We start from the raw sequence: 22,275 nt of genomic DNA on the forward strand, positions 1-22,275 counted from the left end.
CCGAGGCGGAACTCTACGGTCCCGTTCGAGGTTACGAGCAGCATTCGATATATCGAACGAGTAAGGAAGTCATGACCCGAACCGCGCGCTTCACCCTCGACCCGGCCTTCACCGTCGGCGATGTGGACCCCCGGCTCTACGGCTCCTTCGTCGAGCACCTCGGCCGCTGTGTCTACGACGGCATATTCGAGCCGGGCCATCCGTCGGCGGACGAGGCCGGACTCCGCACCGACGTCCTGGACCTCGTCCGCGAACTCGGTGTCACCGTCATCCGCTACCCCGGGGGCAACTTCGTCTCCGGCTACCGCTGGGAGGACAGCGTCGGCCCCGTCGACGAGCGGCCGCGCCGGCTCGACCTCGCCTGGCGTTCCACCGAGACGAATCGTTTCGGCCTCTCCGAGTACATCGGCTTCCTCAGGAAGATCGGCCCGCAGGCCGAACCGATGCTCGCGGTCAACCTCGGCACGCGCGGCGTCCAGGAGGCCATCCAGCTCCAGGAGTACGCCAACCACCCGTCCGGCACCGAGCTCTCCGACCTGCGCGCCGCCCACGGCGACAAGGACCCCTTCGGCATCCGGCTGTGGTGCCTGGGCAACGAGATGGACGGCCCCTGGCAGACCGGCCACAAGACCGCCGAGGAGTACGGGCGGCTCGCGGCCGAGACGGCGCGCGCGATGCGTCAGATCGACCCCGGGGTGCAGCTCGTCGCCTGTGGCTCCTCCAGCCGTGCCATGCCCACCTTCGCGGCCTGGGAGGCGACGGTCCTGGCCGAGACCTACGACCTCGTCGACCATGTCTCGCTGCACGCCTACTACGAGGAGACCGACGGCGACCGTGACTCCTTCCTCGCCTCGGCCGTCGACATGGAGTCCTTCATCGAGAGCGTCGTCGCGACCTGCGACCACGTCGGGGCGCGCCTGAAGTCCACGAAGAGGATCAACCTCTCCTTCGACGAGTGGAACGTCTGGTACCAGAAGCGGTTCCAGCAGGAGACGCAGGAGAACCCGCTCGACTGGCCCGAGGCGCCCCGGCTGCTGGAGGACAACTACAGCGTCACCGACGCCGTCGTCTTCGGCAGCCTGCTCATCGCGCTGCTGCGGCACGCGGACCGGGTGACCGTCGCCTGCCTCGCCCAGCTGGTCAACGTGATCGCGCCGATCATGACCGAGCCCGGCGGGCCGGCCTGGCGGCAGACCACCTTCTTCCCCTTCTCCCAGGCCGCGCGGTACGGGCGCGGCCAGGTCCTGGACGTACGGGTGGACTCGCCGACGTACGGGACGGCGAAGTACGGCGAGGCGGACCTGCTGCACGCCACCGCCGTACGGGACCCGGGGACGGGCGCCGTGACCGTCTTCGCCGTCAACCGCAGCCAGGACGCCGCGCTGCCGCTCGAAGTCGCCCTGGCGGGGCTGGACCTGGAGCGCGTCGCCGAGCACCAGGTCGTCGCGGACGCCGACCCCGAGGCCCGGAACACCCTCGCCGAGCCCGAGCGGGTCCTCCCGCACGCCGCCGAGGGCACGGAGCTGGCCGGCGGCACGCTGAAGGCCGTGCTGGAGCCGCTGTCCTGGAACATGATCCGGCTGGTGTGAGAACGACGGACGGCGCCCTCCCCGCCGGGGGAGGGCGCCTACGAGGATGGCGGGTCAGCGCGTCGAGAAGGTGTGCACCGTCGTCGAGCGGTACGTGTCACCCGGCCGCAACACCGTCGAGGGGAACGACGGCTGGTTGGGGGAGTCCGGGAAGTGCTGGGACTCCAGGCAGAACGCGTCGCCCTGCCGGTAGACCCGCCCTGACGTGCCCGTCAGCGTGCCGTCGAGGAAGTTCCCCGTGTACACCTGCATGCCGGGCTCGGTCGTGTACATCTTCATCACCCGGCCGGAGCCGGGGTCCGTCACGGTCAGCGCGTACTCCGGGCGGGCCGTGATCCCCTTGTCCAGCACGTAGTTGTGGTCGATCCCCTGCCCGTACCCGACCTGCTCGTGCGGGGTGCGGACGGCCTCACCGACGGCCCGCGACCGCCGGAAGTCGAACGGCGTACGCGCCACCGGGGCGAGTTCACCCGTCGGGATCAGCGTGGGGCCGACCGGCGTGTAGCGCGCCGCCGCCAGCTCCAGCAGGTGCCCGTCGACGCTGCCGCTGCCCTCGCCGGCCAGGTTGAAGTACGTGTGGCTGGTCAGGTTGAGGACGGTCGCGCGGTCCGTCGTCGCCGAGTAGTCGATGCGCCACTCGCCCTGCGGGGTGAGCGTGTAGACGACACGGACGGCGAGCGTGCCCGGGTAGCCGGCCTCGCCGTCCGGGCTGGTCCGGGTCAGGACCAGCCCGACGTCGCCGCGCTCGGTGAACGGCCGCACGTCCCAGATCCGCTTGTCGAAGCCCTGGTCGCCGCCGTGCAGGCTGTTCGGGCCGTCGTTGACAGGCAGTTGGTGCGTGACACCGTCGAGGGTGAAGCGCCCCTCGGCGATGCGGTTGCCGTACCGGCCGATCAGCCCGCCGAAGTACGGGGACTTCGCCACGTAGTCCGCGAGGTTGTCGAAGCCGAGCGCGACGTTCACCGTCCGGCCCCTGCGGTCCGGCGTCTCCAGGGAGTGGACGACGCCGCCCCACGACAGGACCTTCAGCCGGGTCCCGCCGTTGGCGAGGGTCCAGCGGTGCACCTTCGTCCCGTCCGCGAGCGTGCCGAAGAGCTCCTTGGACGGGGTGCGCCCGTGGGCCGCGGCCTGTGCGGACGGTGCGCCCGCCGCCACGGCCACCCCGGCGGCGGCCGTGGCCGCCAGGACGGTGCGTCTGCTGGTTCCGGTCGTTAAGGTCATGAGCAACTCCTGTCGTGGGAAAAGTGTTACGAACCGACCTTGCGCTTGTTCCAGACGTCGAAGCCGACCGCGGCCAGCAGTACCGCTCCCTTGATGACCTGCTGCCAGTCGGTGCCGATGCCGACGAGATTCATTCCGTTGTTCAGCACGCCGAGGACCAGGCCACCGATGATGGCGCCGAGGACCGTGCCGACGCCGCCGCTCATCGAGGCACCGCCGATGAACGAGGCGGCGATGGCCTCCAGTTCGAAGTTGAGACCGGCCTTGGGCGAGGCCGCGTTGAAACGGGCGGCGAAGACCAGACCGGCCAGGGCCGCGAGCATGCCCATGTTCAGGAAGACCAGGAAGGTGACCTTCTTGTCCTTCACGCCCGACAGCTTCGCCGCGGGCAGGTTGCCGCCGATGGCGTAGATGTGGCGGCCGATGATCGCGTTGCGCATCAGGTAGCCGAACCCGACGACCAGCACACCGAGGATGAGCAGGACGACCGGGGCGCCCTTGTAGCTGGCGAGCAGCAGCGTGACGGTGAGCACGGCCGCGACCAGGGCGACCAGCTTCAGCAGGAACAGCTTGACCGGCGGCACGTCGAGCGCGAACTCCTGCTGCCGCTTGCGGTCACGTACCTCCTGGAACACCACGAAGGCGATCAGCGCGAAGCCCAGCAGCAGGGTGAGGTTGTGGTAGTTGGTGTTCGGGCCGACCTCGGGCAGGAAGCCGTTGGCCATCTTCTGCAGGCCCTTCGGGAAGGGGCCGAGGGTCTGCCCCTTCAGGAAGATCTCCGTCAGACCGCGGAAGAGCAGCATGCCCGCGAGGGTCACGATGAAGGACGGTATGCCGAGGTAGGCGATGAAGAAGCCCTGCACCGAGCCCGCGACGGCGCCGATGGCCAGGCACAGCACCACCGCGAGCGGCCAGGAGAGATCGTGTTCGACCATCAGCACGGCGGACATCGCGCCGATGAACGCGGTCAGCGAGCCGACCGAGAGGTCGATGTGGCCCGCGATGATGACGAGCATCATGCCGATCGCGAGGATCAGGATGTAGCTGTTCTGCAGCACCAGGTTGGAGACGTTGCGCGGCAGCAGCAGGTCGCCGCCCGACCACACCGCGAACAGCACCACGATCAGGCCGAGCGCCATCAGCATGCCGTACTGGCGCATGTTGCGGCGCATGCCGCCGAGCATCAGCTGCAGCAGGCCGTCGCCGGAGGCGGATCCGCCGCCGCCGGACGGCGCGGGGGCCGGGGTCTTCGCGGTCACGTCCGTGCTCATCGGGTTACCTCTTTGTCCTTCGTCATCTGACGCATCAGCGCTTCCTGCGTGGCCTCGGTCCGCGAGAACTCACCCGTCAGCCGTCCCGCCGCCATCGTGTAGATGCGGTCGCACATGCCGAGCAGCTCCGGCAGTTCGGAGGAAATGAAGACGACCGCCTTGCCCTGGGCGGCCAGCTGGTCGATGACCGTGTAGATCTCGTACTTGGCGCCCACGTCGATCCCGCGCGTGGGCTCGTCCAGGATCAGCACCTCGGGACCCGCGAAGATCCACTTGCTGAGGACGACCTTCTGCTGGTTGCCGCCGGACAGTTTGCCCACCGGCTCGAAGACGGTCGGCGCCTTGATGTTCATGGACTTCCGGAAGCCCTCGGCGACCTGCCGCTCCCCGTGCTCGTCGACCACGCCCCGCTTGGAGACCTTGCCCAGCGCGGTCAGCGAGATGTTCCGGTTGATGGTGTCGATGAGGTTGAGGCCGTAGTGCTTGCGGTCCTCGGTGGCGTACGCGATGCCGTGCCGGACCGCCTCGGGGACGGACTTCGTACGGATCTCGGTGCCGTCCCTGAGGACGGTGCCGCCCGCGTAACGGCCGTAGGAGCGTCCGAAGACGCTCATCGCCAGCTCGGTGCGGCCGGCGCCCATCAGCCCCGCGATGCCGACGATCTCGCCGCGCCGCACCTCGATCGAGACGTCGTCGACGACCTTGCGCTGCTGGTCGATGGGGTGGTGCACCGTCCAGTTGCGGATCTCCAGGGCGGGCGCGGTCCCCTCCTCCGGGTGGTGCGGGGTCCGCTCCGGGAAGCGGTTCTCCAGGTCGCGGCCGACCATCCCGCTGATGATCCGGTCCTCGGTCGTCTCCTCCGCCCTCACGTCGAGAGTCTCGATGGAGTGCCCGTCGCGGATGATCGTGACCGAGTCGGCGACCCGGCGGATCTCGTTGAGCTTGTGCGAGATGATGATCGAGGTGATGCCCTGTTCCTTCAGCGAGAGGATCAGGTCGAGGAGCTTGCCGCTGTCCTCGTCGTTGAGCGCCGCCGTCGGCTCGTCGAGGATGAGCAGCTTCACCTTCTTCGACAGCGCCTTGGCGATCTCCACCAACTGCTGCTTGCCCACGCCGATGTCGGCGACGCGGGTCTCCGGATGCTCGTCGAGACCGACGCGGCGCAGCAGTTCACCGGCGTGCCTCAGGGTGTCGTTCCAGTTGATCATTCCGCGCTTGGCGTGCTCGTTGCCGAGGAAGATGTTCTCCGCGATGGAGAGGTACGGCACCAGCGCCAGCTCCTGGTGGATGATCACGATGCCGTGCTGTTCGCTCGCCCGGATGTCCTTGAACCGGCAGGTCTCACCCTCGAAGAGGACGTCCCCCTCGTAGGTGCCGTGCGGATGGACGCCGGAGAGCACCTTCATCAGGGTCGACTTGCCGGCGCCGTTCTCACCGCAGATGGCGTGGACCTCGCCCTGACGGACCGTCAGTGTGACGTCCGAAAGCGCTTTGACACCGGGAAAGGTCTTGACGATCGAGCGCATTTCCAGGACGGGTCCCGCCATGGTCTTGCCTTCCAATCCTTGAGGGAGCCCGGTTACTTGAGGTCGTTCTCGGTGTACTGGCCGTTGTCCACGAGAGCCTTCTTGTAGTTGGACTTGTCGACGCTGACCGGCTGCAGCAGGTAGGCGGGCACGACCTTGACGCCGTTGTTGTAGGACTTGGTGTCGTTGACCTCAGGCTTCTTGTCGTTCAGGGAGGCCTCGACCATGTTCGAGGCGATCTTGGCGAGCTTGCGCAGGTCCTTGTAGACGGTCTGGGTCTGCTCACCCGCAATGATCGACTTCACGGAGGCGAGCTCCGCGTCCTGGCCCGTGACCACCGGCATGGCCTTGGCCTTGGTGCCGTAGCCGTCCGACTTCAGGGCGGAGAGGATGCCGATGGAGATGCCGTCGTACGGCGAGAGCACCGCGTCGACCTGGGCGCTGCGGTAACTGGACGTCAGCAGGTCGTCCATGCGCTTCTGCGCGGTGCCGCCGTCCCAGCGCAGGGTGGTGACCTGGTTGAGGGCGGTCTGCTTGGACCTGACGACCAGCTCGCCCTTGTCCATGTAGGGCTTGAGGACGTTCATCGCGCCCTGGAAGAAGTACTTGGTGTTGTTGTCGTCGTTGGAGCCGGCGAACAGCTCGATGTTGAAGGGGCCCTTCTCGCCGTCCGACAGGCCGAGCTTGTCCGCGATGTACGTGCCCTGGAGCTCGCCGACCTTCTCGTTGTCGAACGAGGCGTAGTAGTCGACGTTCTCCGTGCCGAGGATCAGTCGGTCGTAGGAGATCACCGGGATGTCGGAGTCCTTGGCCTGCTGGACCACGTTGTTGAGGGACTTGTTGTCGATGGCGGCGATGATCAGGGCGTCCACACCCTGCGTGATCATGTTCTCGATCTGCGAGACCTGCTGGTCCGGGTCGTCCTCCCCGTAGACGAGCTTGGTCTTGTAGCCCTTGGCCTTGAGCTCCTTCACGACGTTGTTGCCGTCGGAGATCCAGCGCTCGGAGGACTTGGTCGGCATCGCGATGCCGATGGTGGCGCCTTCGCTGCCACCCTTCTTCTCCTCGCCGCCGCCTTCGCTGTTCTGGCCGCAGGCGGTCAGGGTGAGGGCGAGGGAGGCGGCGGAGGCCACTGCGGCAAGTGCGGCTCTGCGGTTGCGCATGGTCATCATCCTTGATGTGTGTCATGGCTCGGTCCGGTGGGGCCGGAACGCGGGCGCAGATCAGGTGTGTGGGATTGTGCGCGTCTGTGTCTTCTTTTGTGCGCGGAGTTTCCGGAACGTTATGACGAGATGCCGAACCGGTTGAGCGGGCCCGGAAGTCGGCTGCCGAGGGCGGCCATGCCGCCCTCCGCCCCGTGCCGCGCCAGCAGGTCCAGCGCGAGCCGGCCGCGCCGCACCCGCTCCTTCGCGGTGGCCAGCGCCAGCTCCCGCAGGTGCCGGCCGTACGGATAGATGCCGGGCGCCTTGGAGAGGCCGAACTTCAGGTACAGCGGCGACCCGCGGCGGATCAGCTCGGCCACCTCGTACATCCGCACATAACCGCCCAGGTCGTCCGGTGCCTCGATGTAGAGGTCCATCGGGGCCCGCGAGACCCTGCGGATCTCGGTGAACTGGGCCAGCGTCAGGTCGGACGGGATGTTGATCGAGTCGGCCCCGAGCTGCTCGAAGACGGCGTACGAGGCCGGGTTCACGGGCCCGATGAGCGCCGACACCTTGAACGTGGTGTCCGCGGGCAGCGCCCCCTGCTCACGCAGCCGGTGCAGGGTCCACAGCACGCCCTCGTCGGCCACGAGCAGGCACTTCACTCCCAGCCCCGTGGCGCGCAGGGCGTCCTCCACGCAGCCGGCCAGCGCGTCGTGACCCCGGGAGCGCAGCCCGGCGCCGCCGGAGTCCGTACGGACGGACGCCCCGGTGTCCCAGGTGCCGCGCGGTCCCGTGAACAGGCAGAGCTCGGCGTCCCGTTCGGCGCAGCGGTCCACCATCTCCGTGATCTCCGCGTCGGTCAGCATCCAGACGCCGCTGCCCTGGCTGATGCGGTGGACCGGCACGTCGAGCCGGGCGGACTCCTCCAGTACGACGCCGAGGGCCTCCGGGCCCTCCACGGACGGCACCTCGGTGCGCCAGCTCCCGCCGTCGGGGAAGGAGTGCGGGGAGGCGTCGGCGGGGGACAGGGGTGCCGGGCCGAGGCCGAGCGCGGTGAGCGCGGCGTCACCGGGACGGCGGGCGCCGGCGGTACCGGGGGAGGGGGCAGGGGCGTCGGTCACGACTGGTCCTTCATGTTCGGTATTTCGGACGAAGTTCGGATCTCTAGGAACGCGATCTCGGGCGGCGGCCCCGAGGCCGCCGCGGCGCGGGGTCACGGCCGCAGCAGCACCTTCCCGGTCCCCGGGTCCCCGGAGCCCACCAGCGCCACCGCCTCGGCGAACCGCTCCAGCGGGAACTCGTGGGTGATCAGCGGCGCCGGATCGAGCAGCCCGGCCGTGAACGCCCGCACCGCGTACGACCAGGCCGCCGAGGACGCCCCGAAGACACTGCGCACGGTGAGCTGGCCCAGCGACAGGTGCACCGGGTCGATGCCCACCGCGCCCGGGGTGAACATCCCGGTCAGCACCACCCGCCCGCCCCGGCGTGCCAGCAGACACGCGTCGGCCGCGGTGGTCGGCGCTCCGGCCGTCTCCACGACCAGGTCGTAGCGGCCCCGCACCTCCTCGGCCTCCTTGGGCACCCGGGCCTCGCCCGCGCCGAAGTCCAACGCCTGGGCGGCCCGTTGCTCCCTCGGGTCGATCACTGTGAGCTCGGCGGGCGACACCGCCGCCAGCAGCTGCACCGCCAGCAGGCCGAGCGTGCCCGCCCCCAGGACGGCGATCCGCTCACCCGGCTCGGGCGCCCCGGCCCGTACCGCCGCCGCGACGACCGCGGCCGGCTCCAGCAGGGCGGCGGCGCGCAGGTCGGCGTCGTCGGCAAGTGGGTGCAGCAGCCGCGCCGGGACCACCAGGTGGTCGGCGAACGCGCCGGGCCGGGTGAACCCCGTCTCGTCGTACCCCGCCGTGCACAGGGAGGTCTCCCCGTGCCGGCACCGCTCGCAGCGCCCGCACGCCCGGAAGCCCTCGGCGACCGTACGCCGACCGGTCAGCGCCGGGTCGACGCCCTCGCCGACCGCGTCGACGGTCCCCGACCACTCGTGGCCGGGGACCACGGGGTAGCGCACATAGGCCAGGTCCCGGTGTCCGTTGTACACCTCGCGGTCGCTCATGCAGATTCCGGCCGCGGCGACCCGCACCCTGACCTCGCCGGGGCCCGGCTCCGGGAGCGGCCCCTCGGCCAGCGTGTGGCTGCCGGGCCGCTCGACGGTCAACGAGCGGGAGAGTGACGTCACTTGGGCTGCCTCTTCTCCCAGCCGTCCGCCCACAGGTCGAACCGTGCCTGCTGCTGCGGGAACTCCGCCGCCGCGTCCACGTCCAGCTCCACACCCAGCCCGGGTGCGTCGGAGAGCTCGAAGCAGCCGGTGGCGGGGTCGACCGCGGGGGCGCCCTTGACGACCTTCTTGATGTCCGCGTCCGCGAAGTCGTTGAAGTGTTCCAGGATCTTGAAGTTGGGGGTGCAGCCGGCCACCTGGAGGCTGGCCGCGGTCAGCACCGAACCGCCCACGTTGTGCGGGGCGATCAGCGTGTAGTGGGTCTCGGCGGTCGCCGCGAGCTTGCGGGTCTCCAGGATGCCGCCGATGTGGCCGACGTCCGGCTGGATGATGTCGGCGGCCTGCGACTCGAAGAGCTCCCGGAACTCGATCCGGTCGTGGATGCGTTCACCGGTCGCGATCGGCATGTCCACCTTCTCCGCGACCTTGGACAGCGCCTTGAGGTTCTCCGGCGGCACCGGCTCCTCCAGCCAGGCCGGCCTGAACGGCGCCATCTCGCGGGCGATCCGCACCGCCGTGGACGGGCTGAACCGCCCGTGCATCTCCAGCATCAGCTCCGTGTCGGGCCCGATGGCGTCCCGGACGGCCTCGATGAGGGACACGGCGTAACGGGTCTCCTCCTGGCCGAGCTCGAAGTGCCCCGTGCCGAAGGGGTCGATCTTCAGTGCCCGGTAGCCCCGCTCGACGACCCCCTGGGCCGCCTTGTGGTACGCCTCCGGGGTGCGCTCGGTGGTGTACCAGCCGTTGGCGTACGCCTTGACCCGGTCGGTGACCTTCCCGCCCAGCAGCTGCCAGACGGGGACGCCGAGCGCCTTGCCCTTGATGTCCCAGCAGGCCATCTCGATGACCGCGATGCCGGACATCACGATCTCCCCGGCCCGCCCGTAGTCGCCGTACTTCATACGGCGGACGAGGTCCTCGATCGCGAACGGGTCGGAACCCTCGATGTGGTTGGCCGACGCCTCGCGCAGATAGCCGAGCAGTGCGTCCGTGCGGCCCAGCATGCGGGTCTCGCCGACCCCGGTGAGGCCCTCGTCCGTGTGGACCTGGACATAGGTGAGGTTGCGCCACGGCGTTCCGACGACATGCGTGCTGATTCCGGTGATGCGCACGGGTGTTGCCTCTCCACGTGTTCGGTATTTCGTCACTCGTTCGAAATGCTGGCGTGACGGTAATGACGGGCCAGGGGACGTGTCAATGGTTCGCACAAGTACGCTGACGCCATGAGTGATCTCGGCGCGGGTTTCGGTTACTTGATCAAGGGGCAGCGCTGGGTCTTCGGCCACGCCCGGTGGTTCGGCTTCGGTCTGCTGCCCGCGCTGGTCACCCTGATCGTCTACGCGGGCGCACTGGTCGGACTGGGCTACGGCGCCGACGACTTCGTCGCCTGGGCCACCCCGTTCGCCGACGACTGGTCCTCACCCTGGCTCGGGCTCCTGCGCAACACCCTGGTCGTCCTGGTCTTCGTGCTCGGGATATTCCTCGCCGTCATCACCTTCACCGCGGTGACCCTGCTGGTCGGCCAGCCGTTCTACGAGTCGCTCTCCGAGGAGGTCGACCGCAGCGAGGGCGGCGAGGTGCACGAGTCGGGCCTGTCCCTCTGGCGCGAACTGTGGATCTCCGCCCGCGACTCCGTCCGCATCCTGGTGCGCGTCGCGTTCTACGGGGTGCTGCTCTTCGCCCTCGGGTTCATCCCCGTCGTCGGGCAGACCGTGATCCCCGTCCTCGGCTTCTGCGTCTCCGGCTACTTCCTGTCCGAGGAGCTCACCGGCGTCGCCCTCCAGCGCCGCGGCATGGTCCTGAAGGACCGGCTCACGCTGCTGCGCGGCCGCCGCATGATGGTCCTGGGCTTCGGGGTCCCGCTCGCGGTCGCCTTCGTCGTCCCGTTCGTCGCCGTGTTCCTGATGCCGGGCGCCGTCGCCGGGGCCACACTGCTGGCCCGCGAGCTCACCCGGACACCCGAGCCGGAGCCGGTCCCCTCGTCGCCGTACACCCTGCACAAGGACTGAGGGGCCCGCGCCGGCCCGTGGGACGGCCTCAGCGCACGGAGAAGCCGTACACCGTCGTGGAGGCGAACTCCTCGCCCGGCCGCAGCACCGTGCCGGGGAACTCCGGGCGGTTCGGGGAGTCCGGGAAGTGCTGCGTCTCCAGCGCGATCCCCGCGCACGGCACGAACGGTCCGTCGCCGAGGTGGTCGGCGGTGTACAGCTGGATCCCCGGCTCCGTCGTCCGCACGCTCATCAGCCGGCCCGACGCCGGGTCGTACAGCTCGGCGGCCGGCTCCCCGCCGGTCTCCTCCAGCACGTAGTTGACGTCGTAGCCCGGCCCCACCGGCCTCGGCTCCCGGAAGTCGAACCTGGTCCCCTCCACCGGCACGAGCTCGCCCGTCGGGATCGACTCCCCGTCCACCGGGGTGATCCGCCCGGCCGCCAGCCGCAGTTCGTGCCCGAGAGCGCTCCCGCTGTCCGCCCCGGCGAGGTTCCAGTACGTGTGATTCGTCAGGTTCACCACGGTCGGCGCGTCCGTCGTCGCCCGGTAGGCGATCCGCAGCGCGCCGTCCTCGTCCAGGGTGTACGTCACCGAGGCCGCCAGCCGCCCCGGGAAGCCCTCCTCGCCGTCCTCGGCGACCAGGGAGAGCCGCACACCGTCCGGCACCTCCTCGGCGTCCCAGACGCGCTTGTCGAAGCCGCGCCCACCGCCGTGCAGGGTGTTGCGGCCCTCGTTCGCCGTCACCCGGTGCGTCCGGCCGTCCAGGACGAACGAACCGCCCCCGATCCGGTTCGCGTACCGCCCGACGACCGCGCCGAAATAGGGGCCCGTGTACGTCTCGTACGCCGTGACGTCCGGCAGCCCGAGCGCCACCTCGGCCCGCGCGCCGTCCCGTCCGGGCACCACGACGGACTGCACCACCGCGCCGTACGTCAGCACCCGCACCCGCGTGCCCCCGCGCTCCAGGGTCCAGCGCCGGACCGGCGTACCGTCCGTGAGGGTGGAGAAGTCTTCGCTCTGTACCGCTGTACCCGTCGTCATGATCAAGAACTTTACGGCGCGCCGGGCTACGCCGGAGGCCCGGCCGCCGTGACCGCCCGGTACGCGATCTCCGCCAGCCTGGCCTGGCCGTTGCGGCCCGGGTGGAACCAGTCCCACTCGCTGAGCTGCTCACCGGTGAACCGGTAGTCGAAGACCGCCCCGCCGTCGTAGCGGCACCGCTCGTCCCGCGCGCAGACGTCCCGCAGCACCCCGTTGTACGCCACGACCCGCTCCAGCACCGCGTCTCGCCGGGCGACGGCCGCACTGCCCATGTCGTCGGCGTCGCCCAGCATCGACCGGCAGATCCCCAGCTTCCAGATCTGCTTGCCCAGCGGGTTCTCACGCCCGGTCGACCAGAGCCGCTTGAGGTCCGGCACGCTCGACACGTACACCTGTGCCTTCGGGGCCGAGGCGCGCAACTGCCGCATCGACGCCTCGAAGGAGGCCCGGAAGTCCGCCACCGGGGTCATGAGCGCGACCGAGTCCCGGCAGGCGTCGTTGGCGCCGATCATCACCGTGACCAGCTCCGGCCGGTCCTTCGCGGCCAGCGCCATCTGCTCCGGCAGCTGCGCCATCCTCGCGCCCGACACGGCGTGGTTCCAGCTGTGCGAAGCCGCCTTCGACGCCCCCAGGAGACGTACGGCGAGGCTGCGCACCCCGCCGTCGGTCCCGGTCGCCCAGGACACCTCCGGGCAGTCGGCCAGCACCGAGCAGGCGTCGAAGCCCCGGGTGATGGAGTCCCCGACCGCCGCGATCGAGGCCGGGCTCGCGTCCCACGCGGGCGTCGGCGAGGCGGAGGGGCTCCCGGCGCCCGCGGTGCTCCGCGCCGTCGTACCCCCGTCGGAGGTGCAGCCCGTGAGTGCGGCGGCACCGACGAGCGCGACCGCCGTCAGAGTGGCCGCGGCGCCCCGGGCGCGGCGGCGTGGCGAACGCTCAGGCATCCCTGCATCCCCTCCGGTCACACGGGTGATTGTGCCTCCGGCACACCCGGACAGCCCCAGGTGGCGGGCCCTCACGCCCTCGCGGGTGAATGCTGAGCGAATCATGGGCCCGGGACCGACGGTACGTCACACACCCGGCCCCGGCGCACGGTAGCTTTTCCCCGTCGAACCAGTGGCGCCCGACCGGCCCGCGGACGAATCGGCGGGTCCGGTAAGTTATCTCACGTCACATACTGTCCCTTTTCTGGAGATTAACTCCCGATGCTGTTTACTGAAGACAACCTCGGGAGCCGGCCGGGAAGAGACCGTACGGGCGCGAGGCCGCTGGGGAAGGCGAACCTCGTCCCACACTGGAGGTCCCGGTGACGACACGTGGAGTCCTTTACGTTCACTCCGCACCGCGCGCGCTGTGCCCGCATGTCGAATGGGCGGTGGCGGGTGTACTCGGTGTGCGGGTCCAGCTGGACTGGATCAGACAGCCGGCCGCACCCGGCACCTGGCGGTCCGAATTCTCCTGGAAGGGCCGCATCGGCACGGCCTCGGAGCTGGCCTCGTCCCTCCGGGGCTGGGATCTGCTCCGCTTCGAGGTGACGGCGGAACCGTGCCCGACGGCGGAGGGCGAGCGCTACAGCTCCACGCCGGGCCTCGGCATCTTCCACGCCGTCACCGGCATGCACGGCGACATCCTGGTCCCCGAGGACCGGCTGCGGGCGGCCCTGGCGCGCTCGCTGAACGGCGAGACGGACCTGGAGGCCGAGGTCGCCAAGCTCCTGGGCAAGCCGTGGGACGACGAGCTGGAATCCTTCCGCCACGCGGGCGAGGGCGCCCCGGTCCGCTGGCTCCACCAGGTGGTGTGACGGGGGCAGGCCCCTGTCCGACCGCGTGCCCCAGCCCCTGCGGAAACGTTTTGCCACAAGGGGTGGCACCCCGCGGCATGCGAAAGGCCCGCTCCCCCCACAGGGGGGAAGCGGGCCTCACGACGGCCGGGCGCGGATCAGACCGAGCGGAACGCCAGCACCACGTTGTGGCCGCCGAAGCCGAACGAGTTGTTGATCGCGGCGATCGAACCCTCCGGCAGCGCCCGCGGCTCACCGCGCACGATGTCCGCCTCGACCGCCTCGTCGAGGTCGTCCACGTTGATGGTGGGCGGAGCCGTCCGGTGGTGCAGCGCCAGCACCGTCGCCACGGTCTCGATACCGCCCGCGCCACCCAGCAGGTGACCCGTCATGGACTTCGTGGCGGAGATCGCGACATGGTCCAGGTCGTCGCCGAGCACCGCACGCAGCGCCTTGATCTCCGCGATGTCACCCTGCGGCGTGGACGTGGCGTGCGCGTTGAGGTGGACGACCTCGGACGGCTTCAGGTCCGTGGAGTCCAGCAGGTTCTGCATCGCGGCGGCGATCCCGCGCCCGGTGGGCTCGGGCTGCGCGATGTGGTGGGCGTCGGCGGACAGCCCCTGGCCCAGCACCTCGCAGTAGACCTTGGCGCCACGCGCGGCGGCGTGCTCCGCGGACTCCAGGATCACGACACCGGCGCCCTCGCCGAGGACGAAGCCGTCACGGGCCGTGTCGTACGGACGCGAGGCCTTCTCGGGCTCGTCGTTGCTCTTGGACATCGCCATCATGTTGGCGAACGCCGCGATCGGCAGCGGGTGGATGGCCGCCTCGGTACCACCGGCGACGACCACGTCGGCGCGGCCCGTACGGATCATCTCGACGGCGTACCCGATGGCCTCGGCGCCCGACGCGCAGGCGGAGACCGGGGTGTGGACACCGGCCTGGGCGTTGACCTCCAGGCCGACGTTGGCCGCCGGGCCGTTGGGCATGAGCATGGGAACGGTGTGCGGGGAGACGCGGCGTACGCCCTTCTCCTTCAGCACGTCGTACTGGTCGAGCAGGGTGATCACGCCGCCGATGCCGGAGGCGATGACCGAACCCAGGCGCTCGGGCTGGATCTTCTCGTCCTCACCGGCCTTGCCGGTGAAGCCGGCGTCCGCCCACGCCTCGCGGGCCGCGATCAGCGCGAACTGCGCCGAGCGGTCCAGCTTGCGGGCGAGCGGTCGGGGCAGTACCTCGCCGGGATCGACGGCCGCGAGGGCGGCGATCCGGACGGGCAGTTCGGCGAAACGTTCGCCCTCGAGAGGCTTGACGCCGGAACGGCCGGCCATCAGACCTTCCCAGGTCGATGCGGAGTCGCCACCCAGCGGAGTGGTTGCGCCGATACCGGTGACGACCACGGTGCGATTGGTCGGGCTCACTGGAAAATCTTCTCCACGTGTAGAGGGTCGTGAATCAGCGGCGCCACCGCCGGGTGGCGACACACGGGACGGGCTCGGATCAGCCCTGGTGCTTCAGGATGTAGTCGGCGGCGTCGCCGACCGTCTTGAGGTTCTTGACGTCCTCGTCGGGGATCTTGACGTCGAAGCGCTCTTCGGCGGCGACGACGACCTCGACCATGGACAGCGAGTCGACGTCCAGGTCGTCGGTGAAGGACTTGTCCAGCTGGACGTCCTCGACCGGGATACCGGCGATCTCGTTGACGATCTCGCCGAGACCGGTGACGATCTCTTCCTGAGTGGCGGCCATGTTGGCGCTCCTTCGATATGTTTCTGCAGGGTTCGGGCGTGCGGACCGAAAGGTCCGGTGTGCCTAGGGGAGGGTAACGACCGTCGCGGCGTAGACGAGACCCGCCCCGAAGCCGATGATGAGCGCCGTGTCGCCGCTCTTGGCCTGACCGGTCGCCAGAAGCCGCTCCATCGCGAGCGGAATCGAGGCGGCCGACGTGTTGCCGGTGGTTTCCACGTCACGCGCGACCGTGACGTGGTCCGGCAGCTTGAGGGTCTTCACCATCGAGTCGATGATCCGCATGTTGGCCTGGTGCGGAATGAAGACATCCAGGTCTTCCGGGGAGATCCCGGCCGCTTCCAGCGCCTGCTGGGCGACCTTCGCCATCTCGAAGACGGCCCAGCGGAAGACCGCCTGGCCCTCCTGCGTGATGGCCGGGAACTTGACCTCGCCCCGCTCGTTGAGCGGAAGGTTCGAGACGTCGCCGATGTGGAAGTCGTTCCACGCGACCGTCTGCTTGATCGTCTCGGACTTGTCGCCCTCGGAACCCCAGACCGTGGGGCCGATGGCCGGCTCCTGGGACGGGCCGACGACGACCGCGCCCGCGCCGTCCCCGAACAGGAAGGCCGTCGCGCGGTCCTCCAGGTCGGTGAGGTCGCTGAGCCGCTCCACGCCGATGACAAGTACGTACTCTGCCGAGCCCTCGACGATCATGCCCTTGGCGAGCGTGAGGCCGTAGCCGAAGCCCGCGCAGCCGGCCGAGATGTCGAAGGCCGCGGGCTTGCCCGCGCCGACCCGGTGCGCGATGTCGGTCGCGACGGCCGGGGTCTGCTTGAAGTGCGAGACGGTGGAGACGATCACTCCGCCGATCTGTTCGGGATCGATCCCGGCGTCCGCGATCGCCTTGCCGGCGGCCTCCACGGACATCATCGACACGGTCTCCTCGTCGGAGGCCCAGTGGCGGGTGGCGATACCGGAGCGGGAGCGGATCCACTCGTCGGACGAGTCGATCGTCTCGAGGATCACCTCGTTGGGCACGACACGGGTCGGGCGGTAGCCGCCCACACCCATGATCCGTGCGTACGGGGCGCCCTTGCTGGGCTTGATCTTCGACATGCTCTCGGGCTCCTTAGGCGCCTGCGTGCTCGGAGATGAGCGCGCGGGCCGCGTCGAGGTCGTCGGGGGTCTTGAGCGCGAGCGTCCGCACCCCGGGAAGCGCGCGCTTGGCGAGTCCCACCAGGGTCCCACCGGGCGCCGCCTCGATGAGGGCGGTGACACCGAGCGCGGCGAAGGTCTCCATGCACAGGTCCCAGCGGACCGGGTTGGCGACCTGGCCGACGAGCCGCGAGATGACCTCGTCGCCGGTGGCGACCGTCTTCCCGTCGGCGTTCGACACGTACGTCACCTGCGGGTCGGTGACCGTCAGGGCGGAGGCGGCGGCACGCAGCTTCTCCACGGCCGGAGCCATGTGGTGCGTGTGGAACGCGCCGGCGACCTTGAGCGGCACCACACGGCGTACGCCTTCGGGCTTGTCCTCGGTCAGCGCGGCGATCTGGGCCGCGGTGCCGGCGGCGACGATCTGCCCGCCGCCGTTGACGTTGGCCGGGGTGAGCCCCAGCTTCTCCAGGTGCGGGACCGTGACCTCGGGGTCACCGCCGAGGAGCGCGGCCATGCCGGTCTCGGTGACCGCGGCGGCCTCGGCCATGCCGAGCCCCCGGGTGCGGACGAGACGGAGCGCGGCCTCGTCGTCGATGACACCGGCGAGCGCGGCGGCGGTGATCTCACCGACGCTGTGTCCGGCGACGACGCCGGGCGAGGCGTCCAGGGCGGCGGCGGAGAGGAGACCGGAGGCGACCAGCAGCGGCTGGGCCACCGCCGTGTCGCGGATCTCGTCCGCGTCGGCCTTCGTGCCGTAGTGGGCAAGGTCGAGCCCGATGGCGTCGGACCATCCCGCGATGCGGTCGGCGGCACCGGGGAGTTCGAGCCAGGGAGTCAGGAAGCCGGGCGTCTGAGCGCCTTGGCCGGGAGCGACGAGTACGAGCACCCTCACACTCTCTCTTGTGGACGGCCCCGGAGGCCCGTGGGGACAGGGACGAAGAACCGTCAGGGGAATTGTTGAAGTTCGACAAAAGTCTAGGACTGAGTGTCCCCGGCGGCCAAGCGCCCCAGGATGAGGGCGATCCGCAGCGTGAACGCGGAACGGACGTCGGAGGGTGACCAGCCGGTGACGTCGGTCACACGTCGCAGCCGGTAGCGCACGGTATTGGGGTGCACGAACAGCATCCGTGCCGCGCCCTCAAGACTGCTCGCCTGCTCCAGATAGACACTCAGCGTCTCCAGAAGTGCCGAACCCGCTTCTTCCAGCGGTCTGTAGATCTCCTCCACCAGCTGATCGCGCGCGGCAGGGTCTCCCGCCATCGCACGCTCAGGAAGGAGATCGTCCGACAGGACGGGCCTCGGAGCGTCCTGCCACGCCGAGCAGGCCTTGAGACCGGCCGCGGCGGCCTGCGCGGACCGGGTGGCGGCGAGCAGGTCGGGCACCACGGGCCCGGCGACGACGGGACCGGCCGCATAGGGCCCGATCAGCGACTTCGCGACGTTCAGGGGGTTGTCGCTGCCGCCCGCGATCACGACCAGCCGGTGTCCGAGCACCCCGGTCAGGACCTGGAGCTTGGCGTGCCTCGCCGCCCGGCGGATCGCCTCGACGGTGAGCTCGCTGTCGCCCTCGGGGGCGGTGCCGAGGACGACGCACACATGCTCGGGGGAGTTCCAGCCGAGGGCGGCGGCCCGCGACACGGCGCCCTCGTCCGCCTCGCCGGACAGCACCGCGTTCACCACGAGCGACTCCAGCCGGGCGTCCCACGCGCCACGGGCCTCGGCGGCCTGCGCGTACACCTGGGCCGTCGCGAAGGCGATCTCGCGGGCGTAGACGAGCAGCGCCTCGCGCAGCACCGACTCGTCGCCCGGCGCCGCGACCTCCTCGATCGCGGTCTCCATGACCTCGATCGTCGTCCGCACCATCTCGACGGTCTGCCGCAGTGTGATCGCCCGCGTCAGCTCGCGCGGAGCCGTGCCGAACACGTCGGTGGAGATCGCCTGCGGTGTCTCCGGGTGCCGGAACCACTCGGTGAACGCCGCGATACCGGCCTGGGCGACCAGGCCGATCCAGGAACGGTTCTCCGGTGGCATCGCCCGGTACCACGGCAGCGTCTCGTCCATGCGGGCGATGGCGTTCGCGGCGAGCCGGCCGGAGGACTGCTCCAGGCGTTTCAGGGTCGCGGCGTGGAGATGGGCGTCGTGCGTGGCGGGCTGCTCAGGATCGGGTCGGGGCACGCACACAAGACTGCCTTATCGGGACAGGTGCCCGGAGAGCCGGGGCGGAAGACCTGCCGTCGGGGATACCGTGGTGGCGTGATGGACGTACGCCGCTCCGGGGACCGCTTCCGCGGTGGAGACCCGGCCACGGGTGACTCCGCGGGCATCGAGACGCTGCACGCGTTCTCCTTCGGGCGGTTCTACGATCCGGACAATCTGCGCTTCGGGCCGATCCTGGCCTGCAACGAGGAGCATCTCGCCCCGGGCGCCGGCTTCGACGAGCATCCGCACAGCCACACCGAGATCGTCACCTGGGTGGTGGAGGGCGAGCTCACCCACCGCGACTCGGCGGCCCACGCCACCGTCGTACGGCCCGGGGACGTCCAGCACCTCAGCTCGGCCGCCGGGGTGCGGCATGTCGAACGCAACGACGGGGAGAACCCGCTGACGTTCGTTCAGATGTGGCTGGCCCCTCTCCAGCCGGGCGGGGAGCCCTCCTACACGCATGTCGCGGGGATAGCCGACTCCACGCCGTACGCCCTCCCCGAGGCGGGCGCGATGCTCCATGTGCGCCGGCAGTCCGAGGGCGAGCGGACCGCAGTGCCGGACGCGGCCGGCGTCTACGTCCATGTCGTACGGGGCCGTGTCCTCCTCGCGGGCGAGGAGCTGGCCCCGGGCGACTCCGCCCGCGTCACGGAGTCCCGGGGGCTGGAGCTGGAGGCGCTGGAGCCGGCCGAGACGCTGCTCTGGGAGCTCGCCGAGGTCTGAGCGCGCCGCCCGTGCTCACTGCTTGCCGGTGCCGACCGGGTCCACGACGACCTTCTGGTCGGCGCCGTCGGCGATCTGGAGGCGGAGGGAGACCGGCAGGGCCTTGGAGTGGGTCTCGTTGGGCGGGGTGACCTCGATGGCGCTGACGTAGGCGCCCGAGCCCTCGGCCTGCGGGTAGTGCAGCGTGAAGCGGGTCGTCTCGCCGTCGGCGAGGTTGACGACCGGGGCGTCGAGGTCGCTGCGCTGGGCGCTCAGCGGGCCGGAGGCGTCCTGGGACCTGAGGTCGACACCGGGAAAGCCCTTGAGGGTGCAGGCGTCGCCGCCGGTGTTCTTGAGCCTGATCGTGAGCATGCCCTCGCCCATGCCGTGGGTGGTGCTGAAGTCGAGGTTCTCCGTCTTGCAGGTGCCGGTGGTGATCTGCCCGTTGCCGCTGCCCTCGGCGGACTGCGTGGTGGTCGCGTCGTCGTCGCCGGTCGAGGCCTTGCCGTCGGACGCGCTGCTGTCGCCGGACGCGCTGTTGTCGGCGGAGGACGAGGACGCCCCGGAGCCGGTCGTGCTCGCGGCGGAGTCCCCGCCGCCCTGGCAGGCGGTGAGCGAGAGGCCGGCGGCCAGGGTCAGGGCGGCGAGGGTGAGCGTCTTGGTGCGCATCGTTTCTTCCTTGCGGTCGGTGTGGTCCGGGCGGTCCGCCCGGTGCGAGCGAGCCTTGCTGCCTTGCTTCTGATCACCAAGACCCGCAGCGGCCCCGGGGGCGTTGCGCCCCGCCGCTCCCTAATACATGCCTGTTACACGCGATTACGGGCGGACCGGGGCGGCTGGGGAGGTGCTGCGGTGCCGCGCGGGCGGTCCGCCGGGTTCCGCAGGCCCCTGTCGTGGACCCCCGCCGCCGTCGACGGCTGGGACAGGCCCGTGACCTGCGCACCCTTGCGCATCGTCCGCGTCACAACCTCTTCACCCGCGCCCCACCGCATCCCCGCCTCGCCGCTCAGGTGCGGGTGACCAGGTCGGCGACCCGGGCGATCATCAGGCTCTCGTCGCCGTCGCGCGCGGTCGTCGGGTGGTACGTGAGCACGAAGCTGCGCCGCTGGTCACGCGTGGAGAAGGCGGCGTTCTTGTAGCCGTACGTCTCGCCGGTCTTCCCCCAGAGGGTGACGCCGTTGACGACGGCCTGCTGCAACCCGGTGCTGTAGCGGGCCGGGGAGCCGTCCAGCATCCGTACGTCGTCCGGCGGCAGCGTGAACATCAGCTCCAGCAGCTCGGGCGGGAGCAGTTCGCCGGAGAACAGCGCGGCCAGCAACCGTTCCAGGTCGCCCGGGGCCGAGACGATGTCGCCCTCGCCCCGGGTGGAGGACAGGTCGTACGCCGTGATGTCCCGCAGGCTTCCGCCGGCCGTCGTCAGGTAGCCGTGCGCGTACCGGCCGTGGAGGTGCCGGTCATCGCCGGGTACGACGGTGCGGGTCAGGCCCAGCGGGTGCAGGAGGCGGGCCGCGACGGCTTCCCCGTACGGGCGGCCGGTCAGCTGGTCGATGATCAGCGCGGCCAGGAAGTAGTTGATGCCGCGGTACTCCTGCCGGCTGCCCGGGGCGAACTTCAGCGGTCCGTGCGTCGCCGTGGCCACCCACTCCCGGGGCGTCCAGTGGTCGAAGCGGTGACGGAACACCTCTTCCGCCGTCTCCGGCTCCGGTATGCCGACATGGTCGGGCAGTCCGCTGGTGTGGTTCAGCAGGTGCGCCACGGTGACCGCCGCGTACCGGGAGGGCAGCAGGCCCGGCAGCACGCGCCGCACCGGGGTGGCCGGCGCGAGTCGGCCCTCCGCCACCAGCTGGAGCACCACCGTGGCGACGAAGGCTTTGGTGATGCTGCCGATCCGGACCGCGTCGTGCCCGGACACCGGCCGCCCCGTCCTGAGGTCGGCCACACCCGAGACCCCGCGCCACCGGCCGTCCGTCCCGCCGACCCACAGCTGAGCCGCGGTCGACGGCGGGTGCTCCAGGTCGTCGATGGCCGCCTGGAGCGCGGCGGGGTCCAGGGCCGGGAGCGAGGAGGCGGGTGCGGCGGTGGCGCGGGGTGCGGGCAGCGCGGCCGTGGCGGCGACTGCGAGGGCGGCGCCGCCAAAGGCGCGGCGGGAAAGGTGAGTTGGCGTCATGCCCTGCACGCTGCCAGCGGGCCCGCGCCCCGGCATCGGGGGCCGCCCCGGAACGATCCCCGACGGCCCCCCGACCCGACCCGCACACGGAGGGCCTTCGCGGAGAGGCGGTCACCCGTCCTGGGTGTCGTACGTGTCCCTGCTGGCCTGGATGTCGTTGCTGTGCTCGATCGCCCAGCGGGCGAGCGCCAGCGCCGGGGGGATGAGGCTCTTCCCCCGGTCGGTGAGCGCGTACTCGACGCGGGGCGGGACCTCGGCGTACGCGGTGCGGGAGACGAGCCCGTCCCGTTCGAGATTGCGCAGGGTCAGCGTCAGCATCCGCTGCGAGATCCCGGGGATGTGCTGGTGGAGGTGGGTGAAGCGCATGCGGCCCTCGTCGAGCGTCGCCACGATCAGCATCGTCCACTTGTCGCAGATCCGGTCCAGGATGCCCCTGATCGCCCGTCCGCCGTCCCCACGGATCATGCAGGTGTGTTCGTACTGCTCCACG

General features: G+C 70.4%; 21 protein-coding genes. 4 read left to right on the top strand and 17 right to left on the bottom strand.

Features of this window, described 5'->3' with window-relative positions:
• Positions 1-71 precede the first annotated feature (71 nt).
• Entirely contained in the window at positions 72-1,589 is a 1,518-nt protein-coding gene (gene arfA / locus JKV81_RS31525; RefSeq protein ID WP_129262687.1) for an arabinosylfuranosidase ArfA, read from the top strand.
• 54 nt (positions 1,590-1,643) lie between these two features.
• Here arfA and JKV81_RS31530 read toward each other — a convergent pair whose 3' ends face one another.
• The 7 genes from JKV81_RS31530 to JKV81_RS31560 all read right to left on the bottom strand — a co-directional run bounded on the left by JKV81_RS31530 (position 1,644) and on the right by JKV81_RS31560 (position 10,136).
• Positions 1,644-2,810: an aldose epimerase family protein gene (locus tag JKV81_RS31530; protein ID WP_129262685.1), complete on the bottom strand. Its 1,167-nt coding sequence runs from the start codon at positions 2,808-2,810 to the stop codon at positions 1,644-1,646.
• Between the two features lie 26 nt (positions 2,811-2,836).
• The gene (gene mmsB / locus JKV81_RS31535; RefSeq protein ID WP_129262683.1) at positions 2,837-4,081 is read right to left on the bottom strand and encodes a multiple monosaccharide ABC transporter permease; all 1,245 of its coding nucleotides are present in this window, start codon (positions 4,079-4,081) and stop codon (positions 2,837-2,839) included.
• Positions 4,078-5,628 carry a multiple monosaccharide ABC transporter ATP-binding protein gene (gene mmsA / locus JKV81_RS31540; protein ID WP_124276650.1) on the bottom strand — a complete coding sequence of 517 codons (1,551 nt, stop codon included), beginning with the start codon at positions 5,626-5,628 and terminating at the stop codon, positions 4,078-4,080. The genes mmsB and mmsA overlap by 4 nt, the downstream gene beginning before the upstream one ends.
• 32 nt (positions 5,629-5,660) lie before the next feature.
• Positions 5,661-6,770: a multiple monosaccharide ABC transporter substrate-binding protein gene (gene chvE / locus JKV81_RS31545; protein ID WP_124276651.1), complete on the bottom strand. Its 1,110-nt coding sequence runs from the start codon at positions 6,768-6,770 to the stop codon at positions 5,661-5,663.
• A 119-nt stretch (positions 6,771-6,889) separates the two neighbouring features.
• Complete coding sequence (locus tag JKV81_RS31550; RefSeq protein WP_202079021.1) at positions 6,890-7,873, bottom strand: hypothetical protein; 984 nt, start codon at positions 7,871-7,873, stop codon at positions 6,890-6,892.
• Between the two features lie 92 nt (positions 7,874-7,965).
• Entirely contained in the window at positions 7,966-8,985 is a 1,020-nt protein-coding gene (locus JKV81_RS31555; RefSeq protein WP_202079023.1) for a zinc-dependent alcohol dehydrogenase, read from the bottom strand.
• Positions 8,982-10,136, bottom strand: a complete 1,155-nt coding sequence (locus tag JKV81_RS31560; RefSeq protein ID WP_124276654.1) for a mandelate racemase/muconate lactonizing enzyme family protein — start codon at positions 10,134-10,136, stop codon at positions 8,982-8,984. The genes JKV81_RS31555 and JKV81_RS31560 overlap by 4 nt, the downstream gene beginning before the upstream one ends.
• Positions 10,137-10,247: 111 nt before the next feature.
• On the opposite strand from JKV81_RS31560, the gene JKV81_RS31565 reads away from it, so the two are divergent.
• Complete coding sequence (locus tag JKV81_RS31565; RefSeq protein WP_129262677.1) at positions 10,248-11,033, top strand: EI24 domain-containing protein; 786 nt, start codon at positions 10,248-10,250, stop codon at positions 11,031-11,033.
• A 28-nt stretch (positions 11,034-11,061) separates the two neighbouring features.
• Here JKV81_RS31565 and JKV81_RS31570 read toward each other — a convergent pair whose 3' ends face one another.
• Together JKV81_RS31570 and JKV81_RS31575 are read right to left on the bottom strand one after the other, a co-directional pair.
• Positions 11,062-12,054: an aldose epimerase family protein gene (locus JKV81_RS31570; protein WP_202079025.1), complete on the bottom strand. Its 993-nt coding sequence runs from the start codon at positions 12,052-12,054 to the stop codon at positions 11,062-11,064.
• 26 nt (positions 12,055-12,080) lie between these two features.
• Complete coding sequence (locus JKV81_RS31575) at positions 12,081-12,995, bottom strand: SGNH/GDSL hydrolase family protein (RefSeq protein WP_099172419.1); 915 nt, start codon at positions 12,993-12,995, stop codon at positions 12,081-12,083.
• Positions 12,996-13,357: 362 nt separating this feature from the next.
• Here JKV81_RS31575 and JKV81_RS31580 point away from each other — a divergent pair, with 362 nt between their 5' ends.
• Complete coding sequence (locus JKV81_RS31580) at positions 13,358-13,852, top strand: DUF3145 domain-containing protein (protein ID WP_099172418.1); 495 nt, start codon at positions 13,358-13,360, stop codon at positions 13,850-13,852.
• A gap of 137 nt (positions 13,853-13,989) precedes the next feature.
• Here JKV81_RS31580 and fabF read toward each other — a convergent pair whose 3' ends face one another.
• The 5 genes from fabF to JKV81_RS31605 form a co-directional block, all read right to left on the bottom strand.
• On the bottom strand, positions 13,990-15,252 hold the full coding sequence (fabF, locus tag JKV81_RS31585; RefSeq protein ID WP_129262673.1) for a beta-ketoacyl-ACP synthase II: 1,263 nt from the start codon (positions 15,250-15,252) through the stop codon (positions 13,990-13,992).
• Positions 15,253-15,331: 79 nt separating this feature from the next.
• Entirely contained in the window at positions 15,332-15,580 is a 249-nt protein-coding gene (locus tag JKV81_RS31590; RefSeq protein WP_099172416.1) for an acyl carrier protein, read from the bottom strand.
• A 63-nt stretch (positions 15,581-15,643) separates the two neighbouring features.
• Positions 15,644-16,675 carry a ketoacyl-ACP synthase III gene (locus JKV81_RS31595; protein ID WP_129262671.1) on the bottom strand — a complete coding sequence of 344 codons (1,032 nt, stop codon included), beginning with the start codon at positions 16,673-16,675 and terminating at the stop codon, positions 15,644-15,646.
• A gap of 13 nt (positions 16,676-16,688) precedes the next feature.
• Positions 16,689-17,603, bottom strand: a complete 915-nt coding sequence (locus tag JKV81_RS31600; protein WP_202079027.1) for an ACP S-malonyltransferase — start codon at positions 17,601-17,603, stop codon at positions 16,689-16,691.
• 89 nt (positions 17,604-17,692) lie between these two features.
• Entirely contained in the window at positions 17,693-18,892 is a 1,200-nt protein-coding gene (locus tag JKV81_RS31605; RefSeq protein ID WP_164493703.1) for a PucR family transcriptional regulator, read from the bottom strand.
• A gap of 78 nt (positions 18,893-18,970) precedes the next feature.
• On the opposite strand from JKV81_RS31605, the gene JKV81_RS31610 reads away from it, so the two are divergent.
• The gene (locus tag JKV81_RS31610; RefSeq protein WP_202079029.1) at positions 18,971-19,642 is read left to right on the top strand and encodes a pirin family protein; all 672 of its coding nucleotides are present in this window, start codon (positions 18,971-18,973) and stop codon (positions 19,640-19,642) included.
• Positions 19,643-19,657: 15 nt separating this feature from the next.
• Here the strand turns inward: JKV81_RS31610 and JKV81_RS31615 are convergent, their stop codons facing one another.
• From JKV81_RS31615 to JKV81_RS31625, 3 genes are all read right to left on the bottom strand, one after another.
• Complete coding sequence (locus JKV81_RS31615; protein ID WP_202079031.1) at positions 19,658-20,290, bottom strand: DUF4232 domain-containing protein; 633 nt, start codon at positions 20,288-20,290, stop codon at positions 19,658-19,660.
• 334 nt (positions 20,291-20,624) lie between these two features.
• On the bottom strand, positions 20,625-21,785 hold the full coding sequence (locus JKV81_RS31620) for a serine hydrolase domain-containing protein (protein ID WP_202079033.1): 1,161 nt from the start codon (positions 21,783-21,785) through the stop codon (positions 20,625-20,627).
• 111 nt (positions 21,786-21,896) lie between these two features.
• A complete protein-coding gene (locus tag JKV81_RS31625) occupies positions 21,897-22,274 on the bottom strand; it encodes a winged helix-turn-helix transcriptional regulator (protein ID WP_124276663.1) in 378 nt (125 codons plus the stop codon).
• Between the last annotated feature and the right edge of the window lies 1 nt (position 22,275).

The organism is Streptomyces silvae (assembly GCF_016745505.1).
GTDB lineage: Bacteria > Actinomycetota > Actinomycetes > Streptomycetales > Streptomycetaceae > Streptomyces > Streptomyces silvae.